The following is a 2677-nucleotide window of genomic DNA, read 5'->3' as shown; positions in this document are numbered from 1 at the left end:
CCGTCGGTTTCGGGGACATTTTCACCCTATCAAACCCTCAGGCAGATGTCAGAGAACACTCAAGAGAAGCTTGAAGGTTCCGAGGTTTTTCACAGATTGATCAGCCGATAAAAACCGAACCCCGTGCATCCTGAGAAGAAGACTCTCAGGGGGCACGGGGTTATGACTCAGACTAGAACCAGCCCACCATAGTCAGTGCGGTTCTGAAAAATAAACATCATCTGCTCCAGCTCACCACGATTTACCATCGTGGTCGCCTCAAAAATACCCCTCTGCGGGTTAATGACACCATGCTGAGCAGACCACAAAATCTCACGGTAGAAGGCGGAACTCGGATTCACATCCGTAAACGAAGAAACACCGGAAACAGCTGGGGAACCTGCTGCACGGTAGGTGAATGCGGCAACAGTAGCGCGTGAAATACCTGCATCTGCATGGAACTTACCATCAGACCAGCCAAAAGTAATGCCCTTCTGGCGAGCCCACACGTAGGCGGGGAAGTTCGGGTCGGTGGTCTTCACATCCGGCCACGGGGAGACCGCCGGGAGGTTCACCTTGGGGGCGCCAGCTTGAAGGTACAGTGCCGCAGCTAGCTCACCGCGAGTAGCACGCTGCTGCTGTTCCTCATCGCTAAGCTTTGAGAAGAGATGCTTATACTTGGGTTTGGGTAGAGATACATTCGTGAATTCCTCAAGACCTTCAAACTTCAAGTCCTGACGGCCCATAAGGACACCGCGGTGCTCCGGCGCCAAACCCACAATCGGGGTGATGAGAGTCTTATCCGTCTGGTTGACATAGCCATAGTCGCTCCATGCTTCAAGGACATACTGCTTAGACGGATCCAGAGTGTTCGCGGGAATTTTGATGGTGCGGTAAACAGCGTTTCCCCACAGCGCCATTACGCCATCGCTACGTTCGTAGTAGCGCTCCATCTCGCTCATGAGCAGGACGGGGGTGCCGGTGCCCTTCTCTCGAATCGTGTACATGACACCCTCACGACCGGGGAGCTCATACGCGCTGAAACCCTCACCCTTAATCATCAGCTCTTGATCTTTCGTGGTGTCCTTCAGTGGATCGTACCTCCAGTGGGCCCCGATAATTTCAGGATGGCGACGGGTATATATTGGCTTGTGAATAGCCACGTTCTTACGAGCCCAAATATCCTCAATGGTCGGCCACGGCTGATCCTCGCCCACGGTGAGGATGCCAATCTCATAGTGCACATCCTCCCCGCGGAAATACGGGACCCCATAAGCGGGGGTGTAGAAACTCTCCAGGTCGCCATATCTGATCGTCAGCTCTGCCTCAAAAGTGCCGTCATCGGCAATAGGGAAACGCCAACCTTCTTCAAAGAAACGCACCGACCTTGAAGGCTCAACGTTATCGGGATGATACTCTGTAGCGGCAATGTAAAGGACTGCCTTGCCGTGCTGCTCACGCCATTCCTTGGTGAGGCCGGTGCCCCTCACCGTAATTTCGTTGTACTCATCGGTGTACAAAGCCGCACCCTCCCCATAATCAATGGTGAAAGACGGGCCATCCGTGACGTCCTGAGAAACCGGGGAGGCGGTATCGGCAACCGGTGCGTTAGGGACAGAAATGTTAGTGACCGGTGCTGTATCCTGAGCCAGCGCCGGAGTCATCGGCAGGACCATAGCGCCAGCCAACATGAGAGCGCAACAACCCTGCGTTGCACGGCGGAATGAAGACTTAGAACTCGGAAGTGAGGACATAAAGCATCCTTATGGTACGTCCCATTGGATGTTTGCAATTCCTGCAGGATGATTTCCGGCCGAATCTTCACCGTCGAAGTTGCGCTAATCCAATAAGAAAATCGTTGATTATCCCCATCGGTTTTGGGGGTAGCCTCAGCATATCAAACCCTTAATGAGAAGTCGCGAGAAATCTCAAGGAATAGTTGAAAGTTTTGAATTTTTGTGCCGCAATGATTCCGCGAGCACCCAAAAATAGATGCAGAAAAAAGCAGAGAAAACGGGCATAGAAAACCCCGTGTTCCCGAATAGAAAAACCATTCGGGAACACGGGGTTATTTAGCGCGGAACTAGTCCGTCTTACATAGCGCGGTTCTACCTGGCGCCGTTCTACTTGGCTCGGTTCTGGAAGTTGAACAGCATCTGCTCCAGCTGACCACGATTCACCAGGTCCGTCGCATTAAAAGCGCCGAAATCCGGATTAATGACATACTGCTGAGTGGACCACAGAATCTCACGGTAGAAGGCGGAACTCGGATTAACATCCGTGAACGAAGAAACACCGGAAACAGCCGGGGAACCCGCTGCGCGGTAGGTGAACGCCGCAACGGTAGCGTTCGAAATGCCGGCATCCGCGTGGAACTTACCATCAGACCAGCCGAAAGTAATGCCCTTCTGACGAGCCCACACGTAGGCGGCGTAGTTCGGGTCGGTGGTCTTCACATCCGGCCAGGGGGAGACTGCCGGGAGGTTCACCTTGGGGCTACCAGCCTGAGCGTACAGTGCCGCAGTCAGCTCACCGCGAGTAGCGCGCTGCTGCTGCTCCTGGTAGGTGAGCTTCGAAATCAGGCTCTTGTACTCTCCCTTAGGCACGGTAGCATCCGCGAAGTCCTGAACACCCTCAAACTTCAGATCCTGACGGCCCATAAGAACACCGCGGTGCTCCGGCGCCAAACCCACAATCG

General features: G+C 54.0%; 2 protein-coding genes. Both read right to left on the bottom strand.

All coding sequences use genetic code 11. From position 1 onward, the window contains the following. Positions 1–167: 167 nt before the first annotated feature. Entirely contained in the window at positions 168–1733 is a 1566-nt protein-coding gene (locus tag HMPREF2845_RS07680; protein ID WP_049354789.1) for an S-layer homology domain-containing protein, read from the bottom strand. 369 nt (positions 1734–2102) lie between these two features. Then, the coding region (locus tag HMPREF2845_RS07675) for an S-layer homology domain-containing protein (protein WP_210394533.1) at positions 2103–2677 on the bottom strand (575 nt) is incomplete at its 5' end.

This window comes from Rothia sp. HMSC065B04 (assembly GCF_001812285.1).
GTDB lineage: Bacteria > Actinomycetota > Actinomycetes > Actinomycetales > Micrococcaceae > Rothia > Rothia mucilaginosa.
The sequence above is the reverse complement of the archived record's forward strand: the minus strand, read 5'-3'. Positions and strand labels throughout refer to the sequence as shown.